Origin of the sequence: Aurantibacter aestuarii (assembly GCF_003008425.1) — a bacterium.
Lineage (GTDB): Bacteria > Bacteroidota > Bacteroidia > Flavobacteriales > Flavobacteriaceae > Aurantibacter > Aurantibacter aestuarii.
In genome coordinates, this window is sequence record NZ_PXOQ01000007.1 from 449,584 (window position 1) to 476,569 (window position 26,986).

Genomic DNA, 26,986 nt, shown 5'->3' on the forward strand with positions numbered 1-26,986 from the left:
TAGCGTATAGCGTGGTGGCTTGCCATTTGCCAAAAAAGCTTAATCCTGGACAATCACATCTTTTGGATCTTTTTTATTAAACTCGGGTTGAATAGTAATATGGTTAATATTAAATTGCTCGTGCAAAAGCTGTTCAATTTTCTCTAAAATTCTATTAAATTGAGTGGTTGTAACGTCTGCTTCTAAATCTAAGTGCGCTTCTAAATGTAATTCGTTATCGCTTAAATTCCAGATGTGTACATGGTGTAATTTTTTTACCTGATCTAAGGTATTTACAGCATTCACTACTTTTTGAACATCGATATGGTCTGGTGTAAACAGCATTAAAACTTTGGTAGAAACCTTTAATAAATCGTAACCCACATAAACCAGATAAACAGCAATAGCAAAGGTTAACACACTATCTACCCAGAATAACTGGTAAAATTTCATAAGTAAACCGCCCACTAAAACGGCAACACTTGCTAACATGTCTGTTAATAAGTGTAGATAAGCACTTTTCATGTTCATGTTAGATTTAGCATCTTTTTTTAATAATAACACACTAAACCCGTTAGCTAAAATACCTAAAATGGAAAGCCAGATTACCACTTCGGACTCTATCTCTTGAGGCTCCTGAAAACGTTTTATCGCTTCAATAATTAAAAGTATAGCAATAACAATTAAACTAACTGCATTTACAAAAGCAGCTAATACTTCGGCACGTTTATAGCCAAAGGTGCGTTGTAAAGATGCTTTACGCCGGCTTAACTTATTAGCTATATAACTAACAATTAAAGAAATAACATCGCTAAAATTGTGTAACGCATCGCTTAACAAACTTAAACTTCCAGATAACAATCCACCTATAACTTGTGCTACCGTTATAAGTATGTTTAAAAGTATAGAAATAAATAAATTTCTACCTTTTAACTCTGGATGAGCATGGTTATGTGCGTGCGAATGCCCCATAATTTAAGAGCAGGCAATCTTATTAACACGGTTTTGATGTCTTCCGCCTTCAAACTCGGTATTTAAAAACGTATCTACCATATCTACCGCTTGATGAATGGCAGTAAAACGAGCAGGAATACATAATATATTGGCATTATTATGTTGGCGTATTAAACTTACAATTTCTTTAGACCAGCATAAACCAGCACGCACGTTTGCGTATTTATTAGCGGTCATAGCAACACCATTGGCACTACCACAAATAAGAATACCAAATTCTACTTTTTTATCATTAACATCTTTAGATACCAAATGTGCGTAATCTGGATAATCTACACTATCAAAACTATCGGTGCCATAATTATTAATAGTGTAACCTTTAGCTTCCAGATGTTTTACAATAGCTTGTTTGTAGTCGGTTCCTGCGTGATCGTTTCCTATAGAAATTGTCATAATATATGTATTTGTTAAGAAGACAAAGTTAATAATAAGTCATAACTATAATAACTTTAAAGACTTAAGATATTGTATTAATTTAATTTTGATTTTTTAAAATCTAACTTATGTTTAGAATTGTTAATTACGGTTTATTTTCATTTAATTACTTGTTAATAACTGTTTGTAGTTTCTTAAAACTTTTATTAGGAATATCCGTAAAAAATTACAAACCAAAATTGAGAATTACTATGCAAATAAGTTAACCAAAATTTTTAGCGAAGTTGTTAGCGTTAAAATTTAGGTTTATGAGACTTAAAATTTTAAATACTTATAAAAAATTAACGGTTAACTAAGGTTATTAACAACTGTTAATAGCAAACTCAAAAGAGTTCATATATAAGCTTTTAAAGCGATTTTTAACTGTTAATAGTGGTTTAATAAAGAACCCATAAATTTTAAACCAAGAAAAAATTAAAAAAGTTATACCGCTATTAACACAACATAATCATCATTATTTTTTTTTAAATTTTTAAAAGAAAAGATGATTAATATATAATAGTTGTTAATAAGGTTTGAAGCTTAAAAAAATACATAAAATTAGGTATGGTTTAGTTTTATTTAAAAACATAATTTTGAAGGTTAATTATAATTTAAAAAACTATGAAACAATTTTTACTTCTATTAATAATCCCTTTTTTAAGCATAAGTCAAGTACAAATAGGTCAAGATATAGATGGAGAAGCAGCAGGAGATTTTTCTGGTTTTAGTACAGATATTTCGGGTGATGGAACTATAATTGCTATTGGATCGATAAATAACGATGGAAATGGTTCAAATTCCGGTCATGTTCGTGTTTATGAAAATCAATCTGGCGTTTGGACACAAATAGGTCAAGATATCGATGGTGAAGTAGCTGAAGATCGTAGTGGTTGGTCAGTTAGTATATCATCCGATGGTTCTGTTGTAGCTATTGGAGCAATAAATAACGATGGAAATGGTTCAAATTCTGGTCATGTTCGTGTATTTGAAAATTTGAATAGCGTTTGGACACAAATTGGACAAGATATAAACGGAGAAGAGGCAGGAGATACTTTTGGAAGATCTGTTGATTTATCAGAAAATGGAAATATTCTTGCTGTAGGAGCTGAAAGTAATAATTCAAATACTGGACATGTTCGTGTATTTGAAAATTTAAATGGAGTTTGGACACAAATAGGACAAGATATTGATGGTGAAGCAGTAGGAGATTTTTTTGGTGGATCGGTTAGCTTAAGTAATGATGGAAATATTATTGCTATAGGAGGGAGAAACAATGATGGAAATGGTTCAGACTCTGGTCATGTACGCATTTATGAAAATTTAAATGGAGTTTGGGCACAAATTGGACAAGATATTGATGGTGAAGCTTCAAATGATTTATTTGGAATTTCAGTAGATTTAAATGATAGTGGTAATATCTTAGCTGCAGGTGCAATTTTAAATAGTGGTAATGGTTTTTGGTCTGGTCATATTCGTGTATTTAATAATTTAAATGGAGTTTGGACCCAAATTGGTCAGGATATTGATGGTTTGAACTCACAAGATCAATCTGGTAGATCTGTTAGTTTAAATAGTTCCGGTAATGTTGTTTCTGTAGGAGCAAGTGATAATAGTAATGGCTATGCTCGTGTTTTTGAAAATATTAATGGTAATTGGATACTGGCAGGAAATATAATAAATGGAGAATCAGCATTAGATAATTTTGGTTTTTCCGTAAATTTATCATCAAACTCTAATAATGTTATTATTGGAGGTTATACTAACGATGGAAACGGAAGTAACTCAGGCCACGTAAGAATTTTTGATATTTCAGGAATTACTTTAGCATCAGACAATTTTGTATTAGATAACTTTAACATATCACCAAACCCAACAACAGATAAAGTCACTTTAAAATTAAATTCTAATTTAGAACTTCAACAAGTTACAGTTTATAATTATTTCGGTCAAAATATAAAAACAACACAGTCAACAGAAGTAGATTTAAGTGATGTTTCAACAGGTGTTTATTTTATAGAAATAGAAACCAATAAAGGAAAAGCAAGTAGAAAAATAATTAAAAAATAAAGTTATGAAGTACATTTTACTCTTAATATTATTTCCTTTTTTAGGATTTAGTCAAGTACAAATAGGCCAAGATATAGATGGTGAAGCTCCAGATGACCAAAGTGGATTTTCTGTAAGTTTATCTGCGAATGGTACCATAGTAGCAATTGGAGCAACCCGTACCGATGGAAATGGTTCTACTTCAGGACATGTAAGAGTTTTTGAAAACCAAAGTGGTGTTTGGACTCAAATAGGACAAGATATCGATGGTGAAGCAGCTAATGATTTAAGTGGATATTCAGTAAGCTTATCTTCTGATGGTTCTATTGTTGCAGTTGGAGCTCCTTCTAACGATGGAAATGGTTCTAATTCAGGACATGTAAGAGTTTTTGAAAACCAAAGTGGCGTTTGGACTCAAATAGGACAAGATATTGATGGTGAAGCATTAGGAGATTTAAGTGGTTATTCTGTTAGTTTAAATAATGATGGTAATATTTTAGCTATCGGTGCAATTCAGAACGATGGTAACGATTTTTTCGTTGGCCATGTACGTATTTTTGAAAACATAGTAAATACATGGACACAAATAGGACAAGATATTGATGGAGAAGCAAATTTTGATCAAAGTGGCAATTTTATAAAATTATCTTCAAATGGAACTATAGTAGCTATTGGAGCAATGTTAAACGATGGTAATGGCACAGATTCTGGTCATGTACGTATTTTTGAAAACATAGCAAATACATGGACTCAGATAGGACAAGATATTGATGGAGAAGCAGCAGCAGACCAAAGTGGTCACACTGTTAGTTTAAATAGTGATGGCTCTATAGTCTCTATAGGAGCTATATTAAATGATGGTAATGGCAATAATTCAGGTCACGTAAGAATATTTGAAAACCAAAATGGTGTTTGGACACAGATTGGTCAAGATATTGATGGGGAAGTTTCAGAAGACCAAAGTGGTCATTCTGTTAGTTTAAATAGTGATGGTTCTGTAATCGCTATTGGAGCAATTTACAATGATGGAAATGGCTCAGATTCCGGTCATGTGCGTGTGTATGAAAATCAATCAGGCACTTGGACCCAAATAGGACAAGATATTGATGGAGAAGCCGTAGGTGATTTTAGTGGATTGAGCGTATCTTTAAGTAGTGATGCTTCTACTTTAGCTATTGGTTCACCATTCAATGATGGAAATGGAACAGACTCAGGTCACGTTCGTGTTTACGATTTATCAGGAATTACTTTAGCTTCGGATAGTTTTGTATTAGAAAATTTTAGTGTATCACCAAACCCCACAACTGATAAAGTTTCTATAACACTAACTAATAATTTAGAGTTAAAAGCTGTAACCATTTACAATTATTTCGGTCAAAAAATAAAAACAACACAGTCTACAGAAATAGATTTAAGTGAATTCCCAACAGGTGTTTATTTTCTAGAAATAGAAACCAATAAAGGTAAAGCGAGTAGAAAAGTGGTGAAGAAATAAGCTGTAAGCTTTAAGTAATAATTTATAAAAAGTTTTAAGCCTTGCTATGTATTTAGTGAGGCTTTTTTTGTTTTAAAAAGTACATAAAATTAGGTATTTCATAAGAGTGTAAGACTTATTAAATTTATAAGAATCTTAAAATCAATTTATTATGAAAAAATTACTTGTATTAAGTGTATTTGTATTTTTATTATGTAGTACAAGCATTATAGCCCAAAATAGTTGGGGTTCTTGGCGTACCACAGACTGTCTAAAAGGTTTAGACTTTAGAGTAAAACGTGGCGATTATAATAAATATGCTAAAAAATATAAATGGTTTATAGAATATAAAAACCGTTACAGAGATAACATTCATTTTAGTACCATTGCCGTGTCTCCAGATAGACGCTCGGAAATTAGAAGTTCTGGTAAAACTACTAATAGATTACATGCAGATGGAAATGGTGGAACTGTACAAACTTATTTTCTAATAGATGCTTCATCTTCCATTTATGTGCACATAAATAGAATAAGAATAAACGAAAAAGATTATGGAGTAGATTATTACGACTGTGATAATTAAAGTTTAGTTCACTTAAATTTTAGAAGTCAGTTAATTAATAACTGACTTTTTTATTAAAATAAACTTAACAAAAATGTCATTTAATTATAAAAGTGTAGCTTTGTAAAAATAATAATAGTGTTTCCTCTTCTTCACCATACTATTATTTATCAATTATTTAATACAATAATTGAATCAAACATTAAAAATTCCTATAACTTTAAGGAATGATTACATAAAAAATTACATGAGTAAAAAGAAAACTAGAAAACCATCACATAATCGCGTTGCCAACCTATCGGATACTATTTTAAGTATCTTAAAAAAAGATAGAAATGCAACTTATAATTATAAACAAATTGCATCAAAATTAAACATTACAGATGCTAGTGGACGCAATCAAATTATTAAAAAATTAGCAGCTTTAAAACAAAAAGGAGATATTGAAGAAATAGATCGCGGCAAGTTTAAAGCTATTAATAATACCGAATATTATACTGGAACTTTAGATATGACCAGTAAAGGTTCTGGATATGTGATTTGCGAAGAATTTACAGACGATATTTACATTGCCTCAAACAATATTAACCAAGCTTTAGACGGCGATACGGTAGAACTTTACATATACAAACGCCGTAAAAACGGACGTATGGAAGGCGAAATTACCAACATAATCAATCGTAAGAAAAGCGAATTTGTGGGTATTATTCAAATACACGAAAAAAAGAATTTTGCATTTGTAGTTCCAGACGATTCTAAAATGTACACCGATATTTTTGTACCTATTAACAAAACCTTAAAGGCAGAAGATGGCGATAAGGTATTGGTAAGGTTGGAAGAATGGGAAGCAAAAGCTTCTTCACCTAACGGAAAAGTTATTAAAGTGCTTGGAAAACCAGGTTTACATAGCACAGAAATTCATTCTATTTTAGCCGAATACGGTTTACCGGCGGAATTTCCTCAGGAAGTTGAAGATTTTGCCAATTCTATTGATTTAGAAATTAAACCTGAAGAAATTGCCAAGCGTCGCGATATGCGTAAAGATTTAACCTTTACCATAGACCCAAAAGATGCTAAAGATTTTGATGATGCGCTGTCGTTTACAGTTTTAGAAAATGGAAATTACGAAATAGGAATTCATATTGCCGATGTGTCTCATTATTTACAAGAAGGCACTATTCTGGACGATGAAGCTTATGAACGTGCTACCAGTGTATATTTAGTAGATCGTGTAGTACCTATGTTACCAGAAATATTAAGTAATGGTGCGTGTAGTTTAAGACCACATGAAGAAAAATATACGTTTTCTGCCGTGTTTGAAATGAACGAAAAAACCGAAATTCTAAACCAATGGTTTGGAAGAACAGTTACTTATAGTGATGCACGTTTTGCTTACGAAGAAGCTCAGGCTGTTATAGAAAGCGGTACAAATAATATACCAGCAGAGGTATCTTTAACCGGTGAAGCCTATAATACTTCGGAAGATATTTCCTATGCCATTTTAAAATTAGACCAGCTTGCCAAAAAAATGCGTATTAAACGTATGGCACATGGGGCTATTTCTTTTGATAAAGTTGAAGTTAAATTCAATTTAGACGAAGATGCTAATCCAGTTGGCGTATTTTTTAAAACCAGTAAAGATGCTAATAAATTAATTGAAGAATTTATGTTATTAGCCAATCGTAAGGTATCCGAATTTGTAAGTAAGAAAAAACCAGAAAAAACATTTGTGTACAGAGTTCATGACGAACCAGACGACACTAAATTAGCATCCTTACAAACTGTGGTTTCTCGTTTTGGTTACAAGCTTAACTTTAAAGACAGAAAAACCACTACAGCCTCTCTAAATAAACTTTTAAGTGATGTTAATGGTCGTAAAGAGCAAAATTTAGTAGATACACTAGCTATTCGTACCATGAGTAAAGCCGAATATACGACCAAAAATATTGGTCATTATGGTTTAGCGTTCGATTATTACAGTCATTTTACCTCACCAATCCGTCGTTATCCCGATGTTATGGCGCATAGATTATTACAACGTTATCTGGATGGCGAAAAAAGCGCCAATGGAGAAGTGTATGAAGAGAAATGTAAACATTCGTCTAACATGGAAAATCTAGCTACAAAAGCCGAGCGTGACAGTATTAAATACATGCAGGTGAAATTTATGCAAGATCACCAAGATGAAGAGTTTTTAGGTGTTATTTCCGGAGCTACCGAATGGGGAATTTATGTAGAAATTATTTCTAATAAATGTGAAGGTATGGTAAGAACCAAAGACATAAAAGGCGATTATTACGAGTTTGATGCAGAAAATTATGCCATAGTTGGAAGAGATACCAAACAAGTGTTTCAACTAGGAGACGAAGTCATCGTAAAAGTAAAAAACGCCGATTTAGTTAAAAAACATTTAGATTTTACTCTAGTTGGGAAACCGGAATAAAAAGTTTTAAAGCAACTTTCAATAAATCCTTTAGAAAACACTAATCTAAAGGATTTTTTATTTTAAAATTGTGTCTGGTCGAGCGAAGTCGAGACCTCATTCAAGATATGAAAAAGTGTCAATTCGAGTGTTTTAATTTGTAGCGTAGCGAAAAATTAAAATGTATCGAGAACCTTTTTCATTAAAATTTATTTAGATTTACTTCTCAACTAACCTCTAAATACTACTAAAATGATACTTACCACCACAAATTCCGTAGAAGGCTATAAAATAATAGAATATAAAGGTTTAGTTACTGGAACCTCATCTAATGTTAAAACCAAATTTTCATTTAAAACAGAAAAAAACTTAGACATTAGCTCAGAGGTTATTAACACAGCGCAAGAAGAAGCTTTTCAAAAGCTACAAGAGCATGCCGAGTTAAAAAATGCCAATGCAGTTGTAGGAATAAGTGTAGATTTTGAAAATTTTCAAGGTTCTTATTTTTTCGTGACGGTAATAGGAACAGCTGTTCATATCGCTAAGTAATTCATAAAATTTTCTTTACTTTGTAGTAAACAGCTATATTTTTATGTTAGACGATATAATTGCGGGAATTCCTTTTGGTATTATACTTTCCTTTACCATAGGACCTGTTTTTTTCGTTTTATTAGAAACTGGTGCTACAAAAGGCTTTAAAAGCGCATTGGTTTTTGATGCTGGCGTTATTTTAGCCGATATTTTATTTATCCTCGTAGCATTTTACAGTACCGAAAATTTAATAGATAAAGTTAAAGGCGATAGTAATTTTTTGGTCTTTGGTGGCGTATTACTTATTATTTACGGCATAATTTCTTTCCTAAAAGCTTCAAAATCTTTTAAATCTATTGTTAGAGAATATCAAGAAGTTCATATTCAAAAAGATTACTGGAAGCTATTTGTAAAAGGATTTTTACTAAACTTTATAAATATTGGGGTTTTAATAGGTTGGTTAGGTTTTATTGTTTTAGCCAACTCCTTAACCAGTTCTTACAATGGCGTTTTTCTATTTATTTGTGGAATGTTAGGAAGTTATTTTGTGGCCGATTTATTCAAAATTACTTTGGCAAAACGCTTAAAACGAAAATTAACTCCTAAACGCATTTTTAAAACTAAGAAAATTATAGCACTTGTTATTCTTGGATTTGGCATATTACTACTCGTACAAGGTTTTTTCCCAAAAGAAAAAGCACGTTTGCAACATAAAATTGAAGCTTTAAATCCGTTGGATTAATTTTTTTTAAACAATTAAAAAAACACATCGATATATTTTTTCCAATCCGACTGCGATTTAATATTTAATTTCTTAATTATATTTCTTCGGTGTGTAATTACGGTGTTTTTAGATATAAATAAAGCTTTAGCAATTTCTGTTTTATCTTTGCCTTCACCAATTAATTTAATTATTTCAATTTCTCTTATCGTTAATAAATCAAAAAATTGTTTATTATGTACTCTAAAGTTTAAATGTTTATTTAATTTTTTTAGATATTTTATGGTTTGTGGTAAATGTCTATGTTCAACATCAAAACTCACCTTACTTTTGTCATTAAGATGGTCTATTTTAAGGCTAGTTTCTGTAATATTCTCTTCTAGATTTTTTTCGTGTAAAAAAGCCAAAGCCTTTTCTGTACATATAAAATATCTAGGTTGTAAAACCGACTTTACTTCGTTAAAAGAATTTATAATAGACAAGTATGCAAATTGTTCTTTAGGCACAGTAAAAGCAAGTTTACGCAAACCAGCTTTGTATTGAGGGACTAATATGTGCTCTTCTATCCAATTGTACATCTCTTCAGGGATTTCTAAATCGAAATTATCTTGAATCCAAAGTAAGCCTTTTGGTTTATACTTAAAAAATAGGTCTAAAAAATGTTTTAATTCATTTTTAAAAACAGAAGTATTTAAAGGTTTAGTTGTCCAATTTTGTATTAATATATTATTACTACTATAAATTTCTATATATGCGGAAGCATAGATTTTCGTCATTTTATTTTAATTATAAGTTGGTTGTGTTTGAAAAATAGTGATAAAATAATAATTAACAAAAAAATACCTAGAAGTAGGTATTTACAATAATTAGTTAAAAATATAACTTTGTAAATATTTAAAAATATTATTATGAAACATTTTTTACTCTTTTTAATCATTCCATTTATTAGCTTAAGTCAAGTACAAATAGGGCAAGATATAGATGGTGAAGCGGCTAATGACTCTAGTGGTAGTTCAATAAGTTTAAATGCAATAGGAAATATAATAGCTATCGGTGCAACTAATAATGATGGGAATGGTAATTTCTCTGGACATGTACGAATTTATGAAAACCAAAGCGGTAATTGGATGCAAATTGGTCAAGATATAGATGGAGAAGTAGCAGATGACAGAAGTGGTCGAAGTGTGAGTTTATCATCAGATGGTGGCATTGTTGCTATTGGAGCAAATTTTAACGATGCAAATGGATCTGAAGCCGGTCATGTTCGTGTATATGAAAATATTGCTGACAATTGGATTCAGTTAGGTCAGGATATAGACGGTGAAGCTTTAGGTGACTTGAGTGGTCAATCAATAAGTTTAAATTCAACTGGAAATATTATTGCTATCGGTGCTCCTCATAATGACGAAAACGGTGCTAACTCTGGTCATGTTCGTATATTTGAATATGTTTCTAATAATTGGTTACAGATTGGGAGTGATATTGACGGTGTAGGTACAAATGATCAAAGCGGTTTTTCAGTAAGTTTGAACTCAACTGGAAATATCATTGCTATCGGAGCTCCTTATAATGACGGAAATGGTAATGGTTCAGGCCATGTTCGTGTTTATGAAAACATCGCTGGAAATTGGACACAAATTGGTAATGATATAGAAGGAGAAATTGCTGGTGATCAAATTGGATACGACATTGAATTAAATGGGTTAGGTGATATAATAGCAATTGGTACAGCTCCAAAGTTTGCAATAGGAATAGATTCTGGTATTAGTAGAATCTATAAATTTCAAAATAACAATTGGGTAAAAGTTGGTAGTGATATCATTGGAGAAACAATTAATGATGAAAGTGGTAGTGCCATAAGTTTGAGTTCTGATGGTAATATAGTAGCTATTGGTGCATATAGAAATGATGGAAATGGAACTGACTCTGGCCATGTAAGGGTTTTACAAAATATAAATGACAACTGGATTCAAATCGGAAATGATATTGATGGCGAATCAGCTGATGATATCAGTGGATCAAATGTTAGTTTATCTTCAGATGGCACAACTTTAGCGGTAGGTGCACAATTAAATGATGGAAATGGTAACAATTCCGGTCACGTGCGTGTTTTCGATATTTCTGGAATTACTTTATCTACAACCAAACAATCTTTACCAAGTATTAGTTTGGTACCAAACCCAACACAAGATAGTTTTACTATTAGTTTATCAAATGCTATACAATTACAAAAAGTCGTTATTTATAACAGTTTAGGGCAATTAGTTAGCACTTATAACACATCAACAATAAGTGTTGCAAATTTTAATACAGGTGTGTATTATATTTCTATACATACTAATAAAGGGATAAGCAAACACAAACTTATAAAACGTTAAAGCAAGTAAATACTAATTATAAAGTCATTACGAGGAGGGACAACGAAGTAATCTTTTCATTTTGAAAGGGTTTTAATTTAACATTTTGCTTCGTCATACTTCCTCGCAAAGACGATTGAAAGAATGTTACAATTAAAAATAAAAAAGCGCTACTTAAATAAGTAACGCTTAAATCTAGAGGCGTCGAGCGGATTCGAACCGCTGTACAAGGTTTTGCAGACCTCTGCCTAGCCACTCGGCCACGACGCCATTAATTCTAAATTAATAGGACAGCAAATATAAAAAATTAAAGGTTTTATAACCTAAACTTTTTATGCTTTTCTTTTTTCTGTCATTTCTATAGTTACCATTTGCACATCGCCACCTATAGGTGGGTTTATTTTACTAACACTTACGGTAGCAATAGTTACTAAACAATCTTCTTTAAAAATACGGTCTATAATACGTTTGGCTACTTTTTCTAAAAGAGCATTTGGTATAGCCATTTCCTCGACCACAATTTTATTTAAAAGTACATAATCTACCGTATCTTCAAGTTTATCACTTACAGCGCTTTTTTGTAAATCGGCTTTAACTTTTAAATCTACTCTATATTCGCTGCCAATAGCGGTTTCTTCTTTTAAACAGCCATGATGTGCGTAAACACGAATGTTTTCAACTTTTATTATTCCCATGTGGCAAATATAATTGCATTGAGATTACTACACTACGTTTAAAATGAAAATTAACTGGTAAAAAAATCAAAAATATTACTTAGCGCACTGGTTTTAGTTTTATAAAATTCTGTATACGTACATTTTTTACAGGTTACGCTACTAAACTTCTTGTTTTGTACATCAAATATTTTAGATAAAGTACCACCAGTAGCTCTCATTTCACCAATTTCGTAGGTGGTATTTTCACATTTAGGACATTTGTAAGGCATCGTTTTGTAATTTTAATTTGTATTAATATAGTATTAGTATAAAATTAATACGATTTGTTACGAATTTACTTAATTTTACAGCCTATTACAAGTAACCATTACATATGTCTGAAGATAAAAAAGCGCTCAATTTTTTAGAGCATATTATAGAAGAAGATTTAGCCAACGGATTAGCTAAAGATAAACTACGTTTCCGTTTTCCACCAGAGCCAAATGGGTATTTACATATTGGTCACACTAAAGCTATAGGCATTAGTTTTGGATTGGGAGAACGTTACAACGCACCTGTAAACTTACGTTTTGACGATACTAATCCAGCAAAAGAAGAGCAGGAATATGTAGATGCTATTAAACGTGATATTGAATGGTTAGGTTACCATTGGGCAGAAGAACGCTACTCGTCAGACTATTTTCAAGAATTATACGACTGGGCGGTTTTAATGATTAAAGATGGCAAAGCTTATGTAGATTCTCAATCTAGCGAAGCTATGGCAGAGCAAAAAGGAACGCCAACCCAACCAGGTGTAGATGGACCGTTTAGAAACCGTACAGTCGAGGAAAATTTAGAGCTATTCTCTAAAATGAAAAATGGAGACTTCAAAGACGGCGAACATATTTTACGTGCTAAAATAGACATGCAACATACCAATATGTTAATGCGTGATCCAATTATGTACCGTGTATTACACAAGCATCACCATAGAACAGCAAATGATTGGTGTATTTACCCAATGTACGACTGGACGCATGGAGAAAGTGATTATATAGAACAAATATCTCACTCCTTATGTTCCTTAGAATTTAAACCACATAGAGAACTTTACGACTGGTTTAAGGAAACAGTTTATAGTTATGCAAAAGATAAATATCCAATGCAACCTAAACAACGTGAATTTGCGCGTTTGAATTTAAGTTACACCATTATGAGCAAGCGTAAATTACTTAAACTGGTGGAAGAGCAAATTGTTACTGGATGGGATGATCCAAGAATGCCAACTATTTCTGGGTTGCGTAGAAGAGGTTACACACCAAACGCCATAAGAAATTTTGTAGAAAAGGCAGGTGTTGCTAAGCGTGATAATGTTATTGATGTCGCTCTTTTAGAATTTTGCGTTCGGGAAGATTTAAATAAAACGGCGCCACGTGTTATGGCAGTTTTAGATCCGCTTAAAGTGGTAATTACTAATTATCCTGAAGATAAAGTGGAATGGCTTGAAGCTGAAAATAACCAAGAAGATGAGAGTGCCGGTTTTAGAAAAGTGCCTTTTTCTAGAGAAATTTATATAGAAAAAGAAGATTTTAAAGAAGAAGCAAGCAGTAAATTTTTCCGTTTACAAATAGGTGGAGAAGTAAGATTAAAAAATGCTTATATCATAAAAGCTGAAAGTGTTGTAAAAGATGCTGAAGGTAACATTACAGAAGTACATTGTACCTATTCTGAAGACACTGAAAAACGTGTTAAAGGGACATTACACTGGGTTTCAATTCCACACGCTATTAAAGCAGAAGTAAGAGAGTACGATCGTTTATTTAATGATGAAGCACCAGATAGTCATGAAAACAAAGACTTTATGGAGTTTATAAATCCAGATTCTTTACAAATTATTGAGGCGTTTGTAGAGCCAAGTTTAAAAGAGGCTAAAGCAGGAGACCAGTTTCAGTTTCAACGTTTAGGTTATTTTAATGTGGATAACGATACAACTAATGGTCATTTGGTGTTTAATAAAACAGTTGGTTTAAGAGATTCTTGGGCTAAGCAAAAACCAAAACCTCAACAACAAAAACAAGCACCAAAACAAACTAATCATCCGCAACAAGGAGCAAAAGCTATTAATACCATAAATAAATTAGGTAAAAAATACACTAATTTACCAGAGGAAAAACAGTTAAAAGTTCGTGCCGAAATTTTAGAATTAGCCAAAGACGTTTCTTATGAAGAATTAGAGCCTTTATTTGGAACAGCAGTTAAAAAAGTAGGAACACGTATTGCAGCAACCTTAATTTTAAGTGTAAAACTTGACGAAGGTTTAGAAAGAAATCCTGCTATAAACGAGTTTATAGAAAAAGCTTTAGAAGACGATAACGAACTTTTGGTTCAAGAAGCATCTTTGCTTAATTAGTTTCAAGAATTATAACATAAAAGCTCTTAAATATCACGATATTTAAGAGCTTTTTTTAATAATAAATTTAAGTTATTCTCTGAACTGCCCGAAAAACTGACTGCCATCAAATGAAAAAATATTTATTTCATTCAAACCTCCATTGCTACTTTCCGATACCGCAAAGCGAACATCAAATTGGCAATTATCTCTAAACACCACTTCTGCAGCACTAGTTTGAAAAGGGTTTTCAACAGTAACACAATCGCCATTATAAGTAAAAATTAGCTTATTATCGCTTGTTACTTCAGCAGTAGCAACCGCAGCAGCAGGAAATGGACCTCCAGTTTGTATTTCGTCATAATTCAATGTGTAATTTCCTACAATACTTGCTGCAACAGTACCTGCAGTTTCTCCATTGGCAAGTGCAACATTACAAACAGGTCCATTAGTACAGCTACTTACTGGAGCTGGTAAAGGAGCTTGTGTTAAGGTTTGAGCATCGTCGTCGCTGCTACAATTCCATAAAAGCATGGTTAAAACCATTACATAAATACATTTTTTCATCGTGTTAGTTTTTAAATTAATAGACTCAAAATTCTATATTTAATACAGTAAAAACAATACGTCAAATGCCTTATAAGTTGAATGCTTAAAAATCTAAACACTCATTTTTTCTAACTATATTTGCAGCATCTACTTTGTTTAGAGACGAAAGACTATGAAGAATATTAGAAACTTTTGCATTATTGCACATATTGACCACGGAAAAAGCACACTTGCCGATCGTTTACTAGGTCATACAGGAACTGTTACCGCTCGTGAAGAGCAAGCGCAGTTATTAGATAGTATGGATTTGGAACGTGAACGTGGGATTACTATAAAATCGCACGCCATTCAAATGGAATATCATTATGAAGGTGAAGATTATATCTTAAATTTAATTGACACTCCAGGTCACGTGGATTTTTCTTATGAAGTATCCAGATCTATTGCGGCTTGTGAAGGTGCATTACTTATTGTAGATGCTGCACAAAGTATACAAGCACAAACCATTTCAAATTTATATTTGGCTTTAGAAAATGACTTGGAAATTATTCCAGTTTTAAATAAAGTAGATTTACCAAGTGCTAACCCAGAAGAAGTAACCGATGATATTGTAGATTTATTGGGTTGCGATCCAGCTGAGGTTATTCACGCTAGTGGTAAAACAGGTTTTGGTGTAGAAAATATTTTAAAAGCAATTATAGAACGTATTCCGGCTCCTAAAGGAAATGTCGACGAACCACTTCAAGCCTTAATTTTCGACTCGGTTTATAACCCATTTAGAGGTGTAGAAACTTATTTTAGAGTTATTAATGGTTCTATAAAGAAGAATCAACAAATTAAGTTTATTGCCACAGGGAAAACTTATGGTGCAGATGAAGTTGGTACGTTAAAACTAAAACAATTTCCACGTCAAGAAATTAAAGCTGGAGATGTAGGTTATGTAATTACTGGTATAAAAGAAGCTAAAGAAGTAAAAGTAGGAGATACTATTACCGATGCTGCCAACCCTACAAAAAATGCGATATCTGGTTTCGAAGATGTAAAACCTATGGTATTTGCAGGTATTTACCCGGTAGATACTGAAGATTACGAAGAGCTGCGTAGTTCTATGGAAAAACTTCAGTTAAACGATGCGTCTTTAGTATTTGCACCAGAAAGTTCTGCAGCATTAGGCTTCGGATTTCGTTGTGGATTCTTAGGAATGCTTCATATGGAAATTATACAGGAGCGTTTAGAACGTGAGTTTGATATGACCGTAATTACTACGGTTCCTAATGTTAGTTACCATGCATTTTCTCACAAAGAACCAGATGATATAATTATTGTTAATAACCCGAGTGATTTACCAGAACCATCAAGTTTAAATAGAGTAGAAGAACCTTACATAAAAGCAACCATTATTACAAAATCCGATTTTGTTGGAAATGTCATGAGTTTGTGTATTGAAAAACGAGGGATGATTTTAAACCAGACTTATTTAACACCAGAACGTGTTGAGTTAACGTTTGAAATGCCTTTAGCTGAAATTGTTTTCGATTTTTACGATCGTTTAAAAACAGTTTCTAAAGGTTATGCCTCTTTCGATTATCATCCAATTGGTATGAAAGCTTCTAAATTAGTACGTTTAGATGTTTTATTAAATGCTCAATCTGTGGATGCGCTTTCAGCATTAATTCATACCGATAACGCACACCATATTGGTAAAAAAATGTGCGAAAAATTAAAAGAATTAATTCCAAGACAACAGTTCGATATTCCTATTCAGGCGGCTATTGGAGCAAAAATTATCGCAAGAGAAACCGTAAAAGCATTACGTAAAGACGTTACTGCTAAGTGTTATGGTGGAGATATTTCGCGTAAACGTAAATTATTAGAAAAGCAGAAAAAAGGTAAAAAACGTATGCGTCAGGTTGGAAATGTAGAAATTCCTCAACAGGCATTTATGGCAGTTCTAAAACTAAACGATTAAACAACACTTACCTTTACATAAAGGAAAATACAACCCAGAAACCTCGTATTCTTTAGGATATCGAGGTTTTTTATGTTTTAAAAATGGTCTTTCCATTTATTTAAAATGGATGCCTTATTATCAAATATGCAACAAATGTTATGCTTTTGTAAAATTTCTGTAATACTTTAAAATAGTTATTCTATTTAAGTTAATATCGTTAGCTTTATAAGGCAATTTTAAAGAAGACCATGAAAGTATTACATATTAGCGCAGAATGTTATCCAATTGCAAAAGTAGGTGGCTTAGCCGATGTGGTAGGTGCGTTACCAAAATATCAGAATGACTTAGGGAATACTAGTCAGGTTGTAATGCCTTTTTATCAGAATAAATTCACTAAAAACCATACATTCTCTAAACTTTTTGAAGCTGAAATCTACTTAGGTGAAGCGCTTATTCCGTTTCAAATTATGACCTTAGACCAGAATACGTTGGGTTACGATTTGTTTTTGGTTCATATTGAAGGTGTTTTAGATACGGATTATGTGTATTCTCATAACGACACTAAACGTTTTCTGGCTTTTCAAATTGCAGTGTTAGACTGGGTTAAAAGTTTAAAAAATCCTCCTGCACTTATACACTGTCACGACCACCATACAGGATTGGTTCCGTTTATGCTTCAGGAAAGTTTTACTTACAAAAACTTGAATAAAATTCCAGTGGTTTTTACCATTCATAATGCACAATATCAAGGTTGGTTTTCTCACGATTTAGTGGGTTTAATTCCGGAATTTGATTTTACAAACGTAGGATTGTTAGACTGGAATCATCAAATCAATCCCTTAGCAGCAGCAATAAAATGTGCATGGAAAGTCACCACGGTTTCTCCAAGTTATATGGAAGAACTTAAAGAAAAAGCCAATGGTCTTGAAGCGCTTTTGGCTAGTGAACACCAAAAATGTGTTGGTGTTTTAAATGGGATAGATACCGAAGTTTGGAACCCTAAAACCGATGAATTTATTGTTAAAAACTACACACGAACGTCGGTTTTAAGCGGAAAAAAAGCCAATAAAAAATGGCTGTGTGAAACCTATAATTTAGATCCCAATAAACCACTTTTCGCCTTTATTGGAAGATTGGTTTTGGAAAAAGGAGCCGATTTATTTCCGGCAATCTTCAACGAAGTGCTTCAACATAAAGATATTTCAATCTTATTATTAGGTTCTGGAGAAGCTTCAATTGAAGACGGCTTAATTCAACTTAGAGAAAACCATAGCGATGTGTATAATAATTATATTGGTTATGATGAAAAGTTATCTCATATCGTGTATGCAGGAGCCGATTTTTTAATCATGCCTTCACGCGTGGAACCTTGCGGTTTAAACCAGATGTATTCGTTACGCTATGGAACCATTCCTATTGTTAATAATATTGGCGGATTAAAAGACACCATTACAGACATTTCAAAAAACGGGTTTGGTATTGTAATACCCGAAGCTACAGTAAATGCTACAGTAGATGGCATCTTAAAAGCAAAAGCATTTTACGCAAAAACCGAAAAATTTAAAGACACCCAAAAATATATTATGACTATTGACCATTCGTGGCTTCAGTCGGCAAAAACCTATCAAGAACTCTATAAAACACTCATCCAATGATTAACGACAAAGTCATTTCAATTATCCTTGGTGGCGGACAAGGCTCACGATTATATCCGTTAACCGAATCGCGCTCTAAACCAGCTGTTCCAATAGCAGGAAAATACCGCTTGGTAGATATTCCAATTTCAAATTGTATTAATTCAGACATTAAACGCATGTTTGTGTTAACACAATTCAATTCGGCGTCTTTAAATCAGCACATTAAAAACACCTATAATTTTAGTTTTTTTAGTTCAGGTTTTGTGGACGTTTTAGCGGCAGAGCAAACTCCAAATAATAAAACGTGGTTTCAAGGAACTGCAGATGCTGTTAGACAAAGTATGCACCATTTAATGAGTCATAATTTTGATTATGTGTTAATTTTATCTGGAGACCAGTTATATAAAATGGATTTTAATGATATGCTAGAAAAGCATATTAAAAGTAAAGCCTCTATCTCAATTGCTACTTTACCTGTAGCAGCCAAAGAAGCCACATCATTCGGTATTTTAAAGACTAATGATGAAAATGTCATTACCTCTTTTATAGAAAAACCAGACGCTAGTGTTTTACCAGAATGGTCTAGTGATGTTAGTGATGAAATGAAGGCGCAAAATAGAAACTATTTAGCCTCTATGGGTATTTACATTTTTAATAGAGAACTATTAATTGAATTAATGAAAAACCCAGACACGATAGATTTTGGAAATGAAATTATTCCACAATCCATAAATAAAGTGAAGGTGTTAAGTTATCAGTTTGAAGGTTATTGGACAGACATAGGAAATATCGATTCCTTTTTTGAAGCAAATATTGGTTTAACGGACGATATCCCACAATTCGATTTATACGATAGAGATAATAGCGTTTACACCAGAGCACGTATTTTACCAACCTCAAAAATTTCGGGAACCAGATTGGAAAAAGCGGTTATTGCGGAAGGTTGTATTATAAATGCTGAAAGTATTACCAAGTCTGTTATAGGTATTCGTTCTAGAATAGGCGATGAAAGCGTCATTTCTAATACTTACATGATGGGAAGCGATTATTACCAGACTTTAGATGAAATTGAAAACGACACCATAGTTGCTAAAGGTATTGGTAAACGTTGCCATATTAGTTATGCTATTTTAGATAAAAACTGCAGCATTGGTAATAATGTGATTATTAAAGGTGGAAAACATTTAAAAGATGAAGAAACCGATAATTACTTAATTAAAGATGGCATTGTAGTTATTAAAAAGAATGCAGTAATTCCTAACGGTTTTCAATTAGGGTAAAATTACAAATCCCATTTTCCAAACATTGGTAAAATGGAATTTAGGCATGATAATTATGGTCTGGTAAAGACCTAAACACCAACACAAAAAAATGAACAACACCCAAACCTATAGTCTTTTTACAGATTTTGATATTAATCTTTTTAAAGCAGGAAAGCATTTTAAGCTGTACGAAAAATTTGGAGCCCACAAAGTTACTTTAAACGGACAAGAAGGTATCTATTTTTCAGTTTGGGCACCAACCGCAAAAAAAGTATCGGTTGTTGGCGATTTTAATTTTTGGAATGACGCCGAGAATGAGCTTTTTGTACGTTGGGACAGTTCTGGGATTTGGGAAGGATTTATTCCAAATGCTAAAGTTGGTATGCGCTATAAGTATAAAATCGTCTCAAATAATAACGACATAGTTACCGAAAAAGCCGATCCTTATGCTTTGTACTGCGAGCATCCACCACAAACAGCTTCTATAATCTGGGATATTTCAGACTATAAATGGGACGACAAAAAATGGTTGAGTTACCGTAAAGACAAAAATGATTTAGATAAACCTTACGCGGTTTACGAAGTGCATTTGGACTCTTGGCGTAAAAATGAAAATGGCGACCGTTTAACCTATAAAAAATTAGCCACAGAGTTGGTTAATTACGTAAAGGACATGAATTTTACCCATGTAGAATTTATGCCAATTATGGAATATCCGTATGATCCATCCTGGGGTTATCAGTTAACCGGTTATTTTGCACCAACATCTCGTTTCGGGAACCCGCAGGAATTTATGGGTTTAATAGATGCATTTCACCAAAATGATATAGGAGTTATCTTAGATTGGGTACCTTCTCATTTTCCAAGTGATGCGCATGGTTTGGGTCAGTTTGACGGCTCACACCTGTACGAACATCCAGACGTAAGAAAAGGATATCATCCAGATTGGAAAAGTTTAATTTTTAATTATGAGCGTAATGAAGTGCGTTCGTTTTTAATTAGTAATGCCTTATTCTGGTTAGAACATTACCATATCGATGGATTACGAGTAGATGCTGTGGCTTCTATGATTTATCTAGATTATTCACGGGAAGCAGGCGAGTGGGAACCTAATCATTTTGGGACTAACGAAAATCTGGCAGCTATTTCTTTTTTAAGAGAATTTAATGAAGCGGTCTATAGCCGTTATGATGATGTACAAACCATAGCTGAAGAATCTACAGCTTTTCCAGGCGTTACCAAACCTGTAAGTGTTGGTGGTTTAGGATTTGGTATGAAATGGATGATGGGCTGGATGCACGATACTTTAGACTATTTTGCAAAAGACCCTATTTACAGACAACACCATCAAAACGATATTACCTTTAGTCTGGCGTATGCTTTTACAGAGAATTTTATGCTACCACTTTCTCATGATGAAGTGGTGTATGGTAAAAACTCTATTTTAGGTCGTCTACCAGGCGACGAGTGGCAACGCTTTGCTAATTTAAGATTACTTTATACCTACATGTACACGCATCCTGGTGGAAAATTACTTTTTATGGGAGACGAATTTGGACAGTATGAAGAATGGAATTTCCAAAAAAGTCTGGACTGGAATGTATTAGAATTTTTACCACATCAAGGTGCGCAAAAACACCTAAAAGCCTTAAATACATTTTATAAAAACACGCCAGCATTGTACGAAAAAGCGTTTAGTATCGAAGGTTTTGAATGGATTAGCCTTGACGATGCACAAAACAGTGTGTTATCTTACATTCGTAAAGGTCACGACCCTAAAAATGATTTAATTGTAGTTTGCAATTTTACACCAAACACACACGAATCTTATAAAATTGGTTTACCAAGAAAAGGCAGTATTGTTGAGGTATTTAATAGCGATGCTGAAGATTTTGGTGGTAGTAATAAGCTAAATAAAAAAGTCATTAAAACCAAAAAATTAGAGTGGAACGGGAAAACATTTTCTGCGGAAATTATGGTGCCTCCTTTAGCGGCTGTGATGTTTCAGTATGAAGTTTAAACTAGTTTTATAAATGCCCAAAATTGAGATTCACACCGAGATAAAAGCAAATTGCAAGATTGTTTTCGATTTATCAAGAAGTATCGATTTGCATAAAATTTCTACAGAACACACCAACGAAGAAGCGATTGCTGGAAAAAAAAGTGGACTCATAGAAATGGGAGAAAGTGTAACTTGGAGAGCAAAACATTTTGGATTTTATCAAAATTTAACCTCAGAAATCACTCAGTTTGATAGCCCAAGTTATTTTCGAGATGAAATGAAAAATGGTATTTTTAAATCCTTTCAACACGATCATATATTTGAAAACATTTCAGAGGAAAAAACTTTAATGACAGATATTTTTGAGTACCAGTCACCTTATGGTTTTTTGGGGAAATTAGCTGATTCATTATTTCTTAAAAGGTATATGACCAACTTATTATTTAAAAGAAATCAAATTATAAAAGAATTTTCAGAATCTGAAAAGTGGAAATTAATTATAAAAAAATAAAGTTTTTTTTAGCTATAAAAATTTTCACCTAAATAAATCAAAATCTACATCGTTTTCGTAAGCTTTTCAGTAATAAACCACCTTATTTTTAACGATTTATGACCCCTTAAAAGCGAATAATTGCCTAAGTTTACCTTACAAATTTTCAATAATTATGATTACAAATACTGAGTTAGAAAAAAAAGGGAATCAGTTTCCTAATCAAATCGTTTCTTATTCAAAAAATGTAGATGTTTTATTATTTACAACCGAAAATAATGTCGCGCTTCAAATTACCGTTTTAAGAGATAGTTTATTGCGTTTTAGATATGCAACAGATTCTAATTTCGATAAAGATTTTTCTTACGCCATAACCAAATACGCAAGTACAGGATATAATAAATTAGAAGTTTTTGAGAAGGATAATACCTATGTTATTACCACTCAAAAATTAATTTGTCATGTAAATAAAAGTGATTTAAAAATTACATTGTTCGATGCTAAAGATAATTCTTTGATAAGTGAAGATGAACTAGGGTTTCATTGGGAAGAAAGCTACGAGTTTGGTGGTAATGTGGTAAAAATGAGTAAAGCCGCTCAAAACGGCGAGAGTTATTACGGCTTAGGCGACAAACCCGAACATTTAAACTTAAAAGGAAAACGCTTCCAGAATTGGGTAACCGATTCTTACGCGTATGGTAAGCAAACCGATCCTATTTATAAAGCTATTCCTTTTTTTACAGGACTACATAACGAAAAATCTTACGGAATTTTCTTCGATAATACCTTTAGATCATATTTCGATTTTGCGCACGAACGTAAAAACGTAACTAGTTTCTGGGCACAAGGTGGAGAAATGAACTACTACTTTATCTACGGTCCGGAAATGACAGACGTGGTAGAAAGTTATACCGATTTAACTGGAAAACCTCACCAATTACCAGCCTTATGGACTTTAGGGTATCACCAATGTAAATGGAGTTATTACCCAGAAAGTAACGTTAAGGAAATCACTAAAAAGTTTAGAGATTTAAAAATACCGTGTGATGCGATTTATTTAGATATCGATTATATGGAGGGCTTTCGTTGTTTTACTTGGAGTAAAGAGTATTTCCCAGATCCAAAACGTATGGTTAAGGAACTGGCGGACGACGGATTTAAAACCATTGTAATTATTGACCCGGGAATTAAAATAGATAATGCCTACAGTGTTTTTAGAGAAGGTTTAGAAAAAGACTATTTCTGTAAACGTGCCGATGGACCTTATATGAAAGGTAAAGTTTGGCCTGGCGAGTGTTATTTCCCAGATTTTACACGTCGTGAAGTTAGAGAATGGTGGAGTGACTTATTTAAAGAATTAGTGGAAGATATTGGTGTAAAAGGTGTTTGGAATGATATGAACGAACCTGCGGTTATGGAGGTTCCTAATAAAACATTCCCAGACGATGTACGTCACGATTATGATGGTAACCCATGTAGCCATAGAAAAGCACATAATGTGTACGGTATGCAAATGGCTCGCGCCACATACCACGGTTTAAAGAAATATGCTTATCCAAAGCGTCCGTTTGTAATTACTCGTGCAGCGTATTCTGGGACGCAGCGTTACACGTCGTCTTGGACAGGAGATAACGTAGCAACTTGGGAACACTTATGGATTGCTAATGTACAAGCACAACGTATGGCACTTTCGGGCTTTTCATTTATTGGAAGCGATATTGGAGGATTTGCAGAGCAGCCAAATGGCGAGCTTTATGCGCGTTGGATTCAACTTGGGGTATTTCACCCGTTTTGTCGTACGCATTCTTCTGGAGATCATGGCGACCAAGAACCTTGGATGTTTGGAGACGAAATAACTAATGTGGTGCGTAAGTTTATTGAACTACGTTACCAATTATTACCATATTTATATACTGCATTTTGGAACTATTTAGACCAAGGAACCCCAATGCTAAAATCGCTGGTATTATATGACCAGACAGATGTACAAACCCATTATAGAACCGATGAGTTTATTTTTGGTAAACAAATGCTGGTATGTCCTATTTTAGAGCCAAACTCGATAGGCAGACGTTTATATATTCCAAAAGGTATCTGGTACAATTACTGGGATAATAATTCGGTAGAAGGCGGAAAAGAAGTTTGGGTAGATACAACACTAGATACCATGCCTATTTTTGTAAAAGCTGGTACTGTAATTCCTAAATATCCAGTACAACAATATGTAGGCGAAAAAGAAATAGAACAAGTTACCTTGGACGTCTATTATAAGAGAGGTAAAGAAAGTTCAGAATTGTATGACGATGCGCACGACGGTTACGATTACACTAAAGGACGCTATAGCTTACGTAATTTTAAGCTTACCGGAAAGAGTAACGAACTAATTATACAGCAACATAAGTCTGGTAAGTTTACAACATCTTACAACACGTTTAAATTGAATTTAATAGGTTTACCATTTAAGATTTCTAAAATTGAAATAGATAATGTTGAAATTCTATTAAAAGACATTCATTTTGATGGTGATGCTTTAATTATAGATAAAGAGTTCACAGAATTACATATTATGTAATAGCACAAAAAAACAAAAGCCTGATTTTTAAATCAGGCTTTTGTTTTAATTAGCTTCTTCAACAATAACTTCCACATCAAATGGTTTTCCTAAGTAGACTAAATGATGTTTAGGTTCTGTAATTTTAATAGATTCACTATCCGAAGGTATGATAGTTAAATCGCCTTTAGGATCTTTTAAGAATAAAGGTATAATGTCATTATCTTCTTTTGAAATTTTTATCAAATCTAAGTAATGTTGTGTATCGGTTAATTCAATTTCTTGAATACTCGGGAACTTTCTGGTTACGGTAGATAATCTAACATAATCATCAGTTTGAGAAAATAAGCCTTCTTTAGGATTGTTATTTTCATCTTTCATCTCTTCATTGGTGACCAATCTAAACGATCCGTTTTCACCAAATTGTTTTGAAAATTTATTGATGGCGTATTTATTAATATCAGAACTTCCTGTAAGTGCCATTAAATAGCCTACATCATTTAATTCAATATTATCAATTAAGTTATCCGAATAGATATTGGTAGTAATTGCTTCTAGGTTTAATTCTTTAGCTTTAGCAATATTACTTTCATTACTATCAATAAGTACGACATGACGGCCATTTTCTTCTAAATAATGCCCAATTAAACGCGATACTTTACTTGCACCCACAATTAAAATACCTTCACTGTTATTTAAAAATACACCAACTAATCGAGCAAAAAGTCTTGCAGTTGTTGCGTTTAATAATACGGTACCTAAAACTATTACAAAAACTAATGGGGTAATATATTCGGCATCTACAACGCCTTCACTTGCTAATTTTAAACCAAATAAAGAAGCAATACCGGCTGCAACAATACCACGTGGTCCAACCCAGCTTATAAATAGTTTTTCATTTAATTTTAAAGTAGATCCCGTGGTACTTAAAAATACACCAAGCGGTCTAATAACAAAAACTATAATGGCGAATAATATGGCTGTATTCCAGTTATAAATTAACAACAGCTCACTAAAATTTATGTTAGCTGCTAAAAGAATAAATAATATAGAAATTAGTAAGACACTTAAAGATTCTTTAAAGTATAAAAGCTCTTTTAGATAAGCCGATTTTGAATTTCCTAAAACCATACCCATAACCACCACTGCAAGTAAACCAGATTCATGTGCAAAAGCATCAGACAGGACAAAAACACCTAAAACAGCTGCTAGAGCAAAAACATTTAATAAGTAATGTGGTACTAATTTTTTATTGATGATAAAATTTAAGGCATGGGCAAATGTAAATCCGAATGTAGCTCCAAATAATACAATCTTACCAAATTCAACCAATGCGGTTTTAGTAAACTCACCACCAGCATCTACACTAATAAATTCAAATACCAAAACAGCAACTAAGGCTCCAATAGGATCAATTAAAATTCCTTCCCATTTTAAAACTGCAGAAACATCTTTTTTAAGAGGAATATTTCTAAGAATAGGTGTAATTACAGTTGGACCAGTCACTATGATTAATGCTGAGAATAAAAATGAAATTTCCCAAGTTAGATAAAACACATAATGCGCGGCAACTGCAGCACCAAAAAATGTAACTATTGAACCTACGGATATCAATTTTGATATAACAGGTCCTACATTTTTAATTTCACTAAGCTTTAAAGTTAGTCCGCCTTCAAATAAAATAATACTAATGGCGAGCGAAACAAAGTAGAATAAACTTTCTCCGGGGAAAAGTCCTTCGCTCTCATTCCATATAGGTTCAATCCATTTTGTTCCGTCATGGCTTAAAAATTCTGCCGCAATTGGCCCCACGAGAAGTCCTATTAGAATTAAAGGTAAAATGGCTGGAATTTTAAATTTCCAAGCAACCCATTGCGCTAAAATTCCTAATATTATTATTCCTGCTAATTCTATCATTTGGTTAGTTTATCTGTAAATTAGGGCTAAAACCCTTAAAATTTTTGGCTAAAAATACT

General features: G+C 32.9%; 21 protein-coding genes and 1 tRNA gene. 14 read left to right on the plus strand and 8 right to left on the minus strand.

Going from position 1 to position 26,986, the window contains the following annotated elements; translation table 11 throughout:
* Positions 1–39: 39 nt before the first annotated feature.
* Positions 40–951 carry a cation diffusion facilitator family transporter gene (locus C7H52_RS03285; protein WP_106462458.1) on the minus strand — a complete coding sequence of 304 codons (912 nt, stop codon included), beginning with the start codon at positions 949–951 and terminating at the stop codon, positions 40–42.
* A gap of 3 nt (positions 952–954) precedes the next feature.
* Positions 955–1,386: a ribose 5-phosphate isomerase B gene (gene rpiB / locus C7H52_RS03290; protein ID WP_106462459.1), complete on the minus strand. Its 432-nt coding sequence runs from the start codon at positions 1,384–1,386 to the stop codon at positions 955–957.
* A 645-nt stretch (positions 1,387–2,031) separates the two neighbouring features.
* Here rpiB and C7H52_RS03295 point away from each other — a divergent pair.
* The 6 genes from C7H52_RS03295 to C7H52_RS03320 all read left to right on the plus strand — a co-directional run bounded on the left by C7H52_RS03295 (position 2,032) and on the right by C7H52_RS03320 (position 9,187).
* Positions 2,032–3,477 carry a T9SS type A sorting domain-containing protein gene (locus C7H52_RS03295; RefSeq protein ID WP_106462460.1) on the plus strand — a complete coding sequence of 482 codons (1,446 nt, stop codon included), beginning with the start codon at positions 2,032–2,034 and terminating at the stop codon, positions 3,475–3,477.
* A gap of 4 nt (positions 3,478–3,481) precedes the next feature.
* Positions 3,482–4,951 carry a T9SS type A sorting domain-containing protein gene (locus C7H52_RS03300; RefSeq protein WP_106462461.1) on the plus strand — a complete coding sequence of 490 codons (1,470 nt, stop codon included), beginning with the start codon at positions 3,482–3,484 and terminating at the stop codon, positions 4,949–4,951.
* 151 nt (positions 4,952–5,102) lie between these two features.
* Positions 5,103–5,513 carry a hypothetical protein gene (locus C7H52_RS03305; RefSeq protein ID WP_106462462.1) on the plus strand — a complete coding sequence of 137 codons (411 nt, stop codon included), beginning with the start codon at positions 5,103–5,105 and terminating at the stop codon, positions 5,511–5,513.
* Between the two features lie 226 nt (positions 5,514–5,739).
* Positions 5,740–7,935 carry a ribonuclease R gene (rnr, locus tag C7H52_RS03310; RefSeq protein WP_106462463.1) on the plus strand — a complete coding sequence of 732 codons (2,196 nt, stop codon included), beginning with the start codon at positions 5,740–5,742 and terminating at the stop codon, positions 7,933–7,935.
* Between the two features lie 231 nt (positions 7,936–8,166).
* Positions 8,167–8,463 carry a YbjQ family protein gene (locus C7H52_RS03315; protein ID WP_106462464.1) on the plus strand — a complete coding sequence of 99 codons (297 nt, stop codon included), beginning with the start codon at positions 8,167–8,169 and terminating at the stop codon, positions 8,461–8,463.
* A 43-nt stretch (positions 8,464–8,506) separates the two neighbouring features.
* Positions 8,507–9,187 carry a LysE family translocator gene (locus C7H52_RS03320; RefSeq protein ID WP_106462465.1) on the plus strand — a complete coding sequence of 227 codons (681 nt, stop codon included), beginning with the start codon at positions 8,507–8,509 and terminating at the stop codon, positions 9,185–9,187.
* 14 nt (positions 9,188–9,201) lie between these two features.
* Here the strand turns inward: C7H52_RS03320 and C7H52_RS03325 are convergent, their stop codons facing one another.
* Positions 9,202–9,942 (minus strand): response regulator transcription factor, encoded by a 741-nt coding sequence (locus C7H52_RS03325; RefSeq protein ID WP_106462466.1) that lies wholly within the window; start codon positions 9,940–9,942, stop codon positions 9,202–9,204.
* A gap of 132 nt (positions 9,943–10,074) precedes the next feature.
* Here C7H52_RS03325 and C7H52_RS03330 point away from each other — a divergent pair, with 132 nt between their 5' ends.
* Complete coding sequence (locus C7H52_RS03330) at positions 10,075–11,544, plus strand: T9SS type A sorting domain-containing protein (RefSeq protein ID WP_106462467.1); 1,470 nt, start codon at positions 10,075–10,077, stop codon at positions 11,542–11,544.
* A 178-nt stretch (positions 11,545–11,722) separates the two neighbouring features.
* On the opposite strand, the gene C7H52_RS03335 is transcribed toward C7H52_RS03330, so the two are convergent.
* From C7H52_RS03335 to C7H52_RS03345, 3 genes are all read right to left on the minus strand, one after another.
* A tRNA-Cys gene (locus C7H52_RS03335) sits at positions 11,723–11,793 on the minus strand.
* A 62-nt stretch (positions 11,794–11,855) separates the two neighbouring features.
* Complete coding sequence (folB, locus tag C7H52_RS03340; RefSeq protein ID WP_106462468.1) at positions 11,856–12,218, minus strand: dihydroneopterin aldolase; 363 nt, start codon at positions 12,216–12,218, stop codon at positions 11,856–11,858.
* Between the two features lie 50 nt (positions 12,219–12,268).
* Positions 12,269–12,469 carry a zinc ribbon domain-containing protein gene (locus C7H52_RS03345; RefSeq protein WP_106462469.1) on the minus strand — a complete coding sequence of 67 codons (201 nt, stop codon included), beginning with the start codon at positions 12,467–12,469 and terminating at the stop codon, positions 12,269–12,271.
* Positions 12,470–12,573: 104 nt separating this feature from the next.
* Between C7H52_RS03345 and C7H52_RS03350 the strand changes: the two genes are divergently transcribed.
* Positions 12,574–14,589, plus strand: a complete 2,016-nt coding sequence (locus tag C7H52_RS03350; RefSeq protein WP_106462470.1) for a glutamine--tRNA ligase/YqeY domain fusion protein — start codon at positions 12,574–12,576, stop codon at positions 14,587–14,589.
* A gap of 72 nt (positions 14,590–14,661) precedes the next feature.
* On the opposite strand, the gene C7H52_RS03355 is transcribed toward C7H52_RS03350, so the two are convergent.
* Positions 14,662–15,135 (minus strand): hypothetical protein, encoded by a 474-nt coding sequence (locus tag C7H52_RS03355; protein WP_106462471.1) that lies wholly within the window; start codon positions 15,133–15,135, stop codon positions 14,662–14,664.
* 154 nt (positions 15,136–15,289) lie between these two features.
* Here C7H52_RS03355 and lepA point away from each other — a divergent pair, with 154 nt between their 5' ends.
* The 6 genes from lepA to C7H52_RS03385 all read left to right on the plus strand — a co-directional run bounded on the left by lepA (position 15,290) and on the right by C7H52_RS03385 (position 25,031).
* Complete coding sequence (gene lepA / locus C7H52_RS03360) at positions 15,290–17,086, plus strand: translation elongation factor 4 (RefSeq protein ID WP_106462472.1); 1,797 nt, start codon at positions 15,290–15,292, stop codon at positions 17,084–17,086.
* Positions 17,087–17,316: 230 nt separating this feature from the next.
* The gene (locus C7H52_RS03365) at positions 17,317–18,723 is read left to right on the plus strand and encodes a glycogen synthase (protein WP_106462473.1); all 1,407 of its coding nucleotides are present in this window, start codon (positions 17,317–17,319) and stop codon (positions 18,721–18,723) included.
* Positions 18,720–19,985, plus strand: a complete 1,266-nt coding sequence (locus C7H52_RS03370) for a glucose-1-phosphate adenylyltransferase (RefSeq protein WP_106462474.1) — start codon at positions 18,720–18,722, stop codon at positions 19,983–19,985. The genes C7H52_RS03365 and C7H52_RS03370 overlap by 4 nt, the downstream gene beginning before the upstream one ends.
* 91 nt (positions 19,986–20,076) lie before the next feature.
* On the plus strand, positions 20,077–21,987 hold the full coding sequence (glgB, locus tag C7H52_RS03375) for a 1,4-alpha-glucan branching protein GlgB (RefSeq protein ID WP_106462475.1): 1,911 nt from the start codon (positions 20,077–20,079) through the stop codon (positions 21,985–21,987).
* A 13-nt stretch (positions 21,988–22,000) separates the two neighbouring features.
* Complete coding sequence (locus tag C7H52_RS03380) at positions 22,001–22,480, plus strand: SRPBCC family protein (protein ID WP_106462476.1); 480 nt, start codon at positions 22,001–22,003, stop codon at positions 22,478–22,480.
* A gap of 154 nt (positions 22,481–22,634) precedes the next feature.
* Entirely contained in the window at positions 22,635–25,031 is a 2,397-nt protein-coding gene (locus tag C7H52_RS03385) for a glycoside hydrolase family 31 protein (RefSeq protein WP_106462477.1), read from the plus strand.
* A gap of 45 nt (positions 25,032–25,076) precedes the next feature.
* On the opposite strand, the gene C7H52_RS03390 is transcribed toward C7H52_RS03385, so the two are convergent.
* Positions 25,077–26,927 (minus strand): cation:proton antiporter, encoded by a 1,851-nt coding sequence (locus tag C7H52_RS03390; RefSeq protein ID WP_106462478.1) that lies wholly within the window; start codon positions 26,925–26,927, stop codon positions 25,077–25,079.
* Between the last annotated feature and the right edge of the window lie 59 nt (positions 26,928–26,986).

Coding starts and splice junctions, on each gene's coding strand:
- C7H52_RS03285 (WP_106462458.1), bottom strand. CDS start 951: ATGGGGCATTCGCACGCACATAACCATGCTCATCCAGAGTTAAAAGGT.
- rpiB (WP_106462459.1), bottom strand. CDS start 1,386: ATGACAATTTCTATAGGAAACGATCACGCAGGAACCGACTACAAACAA.
- C7H52_RS03295 (WP_106462460.1), top strand. CDS start 2,032: ATGAAACAATTTTTACTTCTATTAATAATCCCTTTTTTAAGCATAAGT.
- C7H52_RS03300 (WP_106462461.1), top strand. CDS start 3,482: ATGAAGTACATTTTACTCTTAATATTATTTCCTTTTTTAGGATTTAGT.
- C7H52_RS03305 (WP_106462462.1), top strand. CDS start 5,103: ATGAAAAAATTACTTGTATTAAGTGTATTTGTATTTTTATTATGTAGT.
- rnr (WP_106462463.1), top strand. CDS start 5,740: ATGAGTAAAAAGAAAACTAGAAAACCATCACATAATCGCGTTGCCAAC.
- C7H52_RS03315 (WP_106462464.1), top strand. CDS start 8,167: ATGATACTTACCACCACAAATTCCGTAGAAGGCTATAAAATAATAGAA.
- C7H52_RS03320 (WP_106462465.1), top strand. CDS start 8,507: ATGTTAGACGATATAATTGCGGGAATTCCTTTTGGTATTATACTTTCC.
- C7H52_RS03325 (WP_106462466.1), bottom strand. CDS start 9,942: ATGACGAAAATCTATGCTTCCGCATATATAGAAATTTATAGTAGTAAT.
- C7H52_RS03330 (WP_106462467.1), top strand. CDS start 10,075: ATGAAACATTTTTTACTCTTTTTAATCATTCCATTTATTAGCTTAAGT.
- folB (WP_106462468.1), bottom strand. CDS start 12,218: ATGGGAATAATAAAAGTTGAAAACATTCGTGTTTACGCACATCATGGC.
- C7H52_RS03345 (WP_106462469.1), bottom strand. CDS start 12,469: ATGCCTTACAAATGTCCTAAATGTGAAAATACCACCTACGAAATTGGT.
- C7H52_RS03350 (WP_106462470.1), top strand. CDS start 12,574: ATGTCTGAAGATAAAAAAGCGCTCAATTTTTTAGAGCATATTATAGAA.
- C7H52_RS03355 (WP_106462471.1), bottom strand. CDS start 15,135: ATGAAAAAATGTATTTATGTAATGGTTTTAACCATGCTTTTATGGAAT.
- lepA (WP_106462472.1), top strand. CDS start 15,290: ATGAAGAATATTAGAAACTTTTGCATTATTGCACATATTGACCACGGA.
- C7H52_RS03365 (WP_106462473.1), top strand. CDS start 17,317: ATGAAAGTATTACATATTAGCGCAGAATGTTATCCAATTGCAAAAGTA.
- C7H52_RS03370 (WP_106462474.1), top strand. CDS start 18,720: ATGATTAACGACAAAGTCATTTCAATTATCCTTGGTGGCGGACAAGGC.
- glgB (WP_106462475.1), top strand. CDS start 20,077: ATGAACAACACCCAAACCTATAGTCTTTTTACAGATTTTGATATTAAT.
- C7H52_RS03380 (WP_106462476.1), top strand. CDS start 22,001: ATGCCCAAAATTGAGATTCACACCGAGATAAAAGCAAATTGCAAGATT.
- C7H52_RS03385 (WP_106462477.1), top strand. CDS start 22,635: ATGATTACAAATACTGAGTTAGAAAAAAAAGGGAATCAGTTTCCTAAT.
- C7H52_RS03390 (WP_106462478.1), bottom strand. CDS start 26,927: ATGATAGAATTAGCAGGAATAATAATATTAGGAATTTTAGCGCAATGG.